At 72.9% G+C, this 3,275-nt stretch carries 1 pseudogene; it reads left to right on the forward strand.

Annotated features, from left to right (window positions below):
- Positions 1-3,185: 3,185 nt before the first annotated feature.
- Positions 3,186-3,275, forward strand: a pseudogene (locus tag ACWCO3_RS33205) (beta-propeller fold lactonase family protein); the annotation flags it as partial.

Below are 3,275 nucleotides of genomic sequence, written 5' to 3' on the forward strand. Positions count from 1 at the left end.
GGTGTGTGAGATCACCCGCCACTTCTGCTTGGCGGCGACCTCCTCGAGGGCGGGCAGCCATTGCGCGGCATGGGCCGGCCACGTTGATGATGGTGCCTTCGCCGCGTTCCTGCATACCCGCGACCACGGCGCGAGTGGCGCCCCGCGGCGGCTACCTGGAGGTACGCCCCGCAGCGCCGGAGTTCGGCTGGACCGGTGCGGGCGTGCAGGGGGTGTCCCCGGACGACCGGCGGGCGTTCGAGGCCCGGCTGCGCCGGCGCATCGACGAGGTGGTCACCGCGGCGCGGCTGGACCCGGGGTTGCCCGCCGGGGTGGCCGTGCCGCTGAGCCGGCCGGCGGCCGAGGTGTTCGACGCGTCTCGGATGCGTCACCTCCTCGCTGTCTACCGGGTGCCGTCCTACGACGACGGTGGCGACGCCGCCGAGGTGCCGGTGGACGGCGACGAACCACCGCCGGTGACCTACCAGTGGCTGCTGCGCCCGGCCGCCTACCTGGCCAGTCATCTCGGCGAGTTGGGTCAGGAGGCGGTACGCCAGCACGGCGGCCTGCCGTCGGGCACCCCGCAGGGGGTGATCGCCCGGGTGATCGGTTCCGACGGTCGCCCGGTCTGGGCGGTCATGGTGAACACCACGCCGTGGTCGGTCTTCACCTTCGAGCGGTTCGGCGAGACGGTGTTCCGGGCCACCCCACAACCGCACTTCGAGGTGGAGGAGCGGATCCCCAGCCCGCAACCCGGCACTGTGCAGCGGCGACCGGTGGCCGGCCGCAGCGCACTGGTGTCGATGGTGGACGAGGAGTTGAGCGCCGACATCCGGCAACGGTTGCGGACCGCCCAGCCGCGCGGCGAGACCACGAGCGCTGACGAGTACCAGGCGCAGATCGAACGGGCCGTCGACGCCGAGGTGACCCGGCGGGTCGACGCGATCCTCGCCTCGGTGGGCGGAGCCACCCCGACCTGCCTCGTGGTGGTCAGCATCGGCGGGGTCTCCCTGCTGCTGGTGGGCACCGAGGAGACCGACAACACGCTGCACTGGACCGGAACGGCGAACCTGTTGCCGATCAGCGTCGAGCACCGACCGGCCACCCCACCGGACCCGAACGCGCCGCCCGGCGGAGGCATCGGCGACGGCACGGGAAGTGGCGCCGGCGCGGGCGGCGGATCCGGAACTGCCAACGGACCGGGCGGCGCGGGTAGCGGACCGGGTGGCAGCGGCTCGGGCGGCCTGGGCACCGGCACCGGGCCCGGCGGGGATGCCGGTGGCACCGGCGGCGCCCGGCGGGGTGGGTTCGTCTTCGACCCGAGCAGCCCCAGCGCGCCACCCGGCACCGACGGTCGACGGTTCCCCGCCGTCACCGGCGCGCACTCCGAGATGCGGGCCTGCGCCCCCTTCAACGGCGAACCGGAGCTGGCCGCCCTCGGCCCGGACGGCGACGAGCTACGCCGGCTGATGGACGACATCGCGTTCCGCCTGCAGATGGGCGAGCCGTGCCGCTATCCGGCGAACTTCTGCCTCCAGGCCGCCGCCATGCTGCGCGGCCGGGCCGCCGCCATCAGCCTGCTGGTCGGCTCGGTCGAGCGGGAGGCGTTCACCCGACCCGTACCGGAGGGCAGCGGGCGGCTCGGCCCGCTGGACTTCCGGCCGGTCGCCTCGCCGGCCGTGCAGTTCCTGCGCCACCTGGCCGGGGTCGTGCCCCGACTGGACCGCCTCGCCCAACTGGTCATGGGCCGCTACAGCCAGCCCGAGCACTTCGCCCGCATCCAGGGCGGCTGGATCGACACGTCCGCGTCCTGGAACCTGCACTTCGTCCAGGCGTTCAGCCCGGCGGTGAAGGGCGCCGTCGGGCAGCTCTTCGTCGTCGGCAGCCAGGCCATGCTGGTGCAACTGCTGCTCAGCTCGCGTACCGGCATCGACGCCCGGATCACCAACTTCGACAGGTACGCCCCGATCTTCGAGCGGCTGATCGTCTCCCAGCTCACCGACTACGCCGAGCTTCAGGGACTGCGGGAGCGGCTGCGCCGCCACGAGGCCGCCCGGTGGGCGTCTGCGCACACCGACCTGGGCGGCGGCACCGTCGCCACGCTGAGCATGGCCAACCCGTCCACCGCCTGGTACGGGGCCGCCCGCGCCATCTCCAGCGCGTTCCTCGCCACCGAAGCCGCCCTGAGCAGCCCCGGAGCGGCCGGCGAGATCGTCGAACGCGACGGCACCACCCGGATCCGTGACTCGCACGCGGTGCTCTGGACCCTCGCCGAGATCGAACAGGCGCTGGTCATCCAACGCGGCGAGGCCGAGGGCATCGACCCGCTGGTCAAGCAGATCACCGACCTGCCCGACGTGCTGGCCCGCTTCGCCGGTAACCGCGCAGCGATCCGCGACGAGCTGTGGCGGGTGTTGCAGGACATGCGGCGCAACAACACCGAGATGCTCGGTCGCGCCCGCAACGACGCCCGGTTCGCGTTCCGGTCCAGCCGGATCAGCGAACACATCCCGTCGGCGACGATCCCTCGGGGACGGTACGCGCTGCAGGGCATCCACCTGGTGACCCACCAGCAGATCGGCGAGTTCTTCGGCGGCAACCTCTACTACGCCACCGGCGTCGACGACCTGTTCAGCACCGAACTGGGCCGGGAGGCGCTGAGCGCCTTCGCCACCATGGTGGGGATCATCGCGCTGTCCGTCCTCTGCCCACCGCTGGGCTTCGTCGTCGGGGTGGCCGTCGCCGCCGTCGACGTGGCGCACGCTCACCTTCGCGAGCGCCTCTACGGCTCCATGCTCGACCCGGAACTGGTGCTCACCCGCACCGAGGTCGAGGTCGAGCTGTTCGCCGCGTACCTCGGGCTGGCGATGTCGTTGATCCCGGAGGCCGGCACCATCGGCGGCGCGGCCGTGCGCGGCGGCCGGGTCGCCCTGCGCTTCGGCGTCCGCGCGGGGCTGCGCGCCGCCCGGGGGTACGTGGTACGCCGGGTCACCCGGCAGATCGTCGAAGCCGCGTCCCGTGACCTGCTCCAGGCCTTCCTCACCGAGATCCTGCTCAACGAGGTGCTGGAACGGGTCGTGCAGAAGCTGATGGAGCCGATCCTCGCGTACGTGGAACGCGAGGCGATGCTCAGCGGCGCGGTCGGCGGCCCGGAGGGCGCCCGGTTCATCCTCATGGTGCTCGACTCGGCACCCGGTGGCGCGACGGCTGGCACCGGGCCCCGACACCTCGCCCGCCACCCGGACGGACGGCGTTGCTTCCTCGTTGGTGAGCTGGACGCCTCGGTCACCGCGTAC

It is taken from the genome of Micromonospora sp. NPDC002411 (assembly GCF_053592955.1).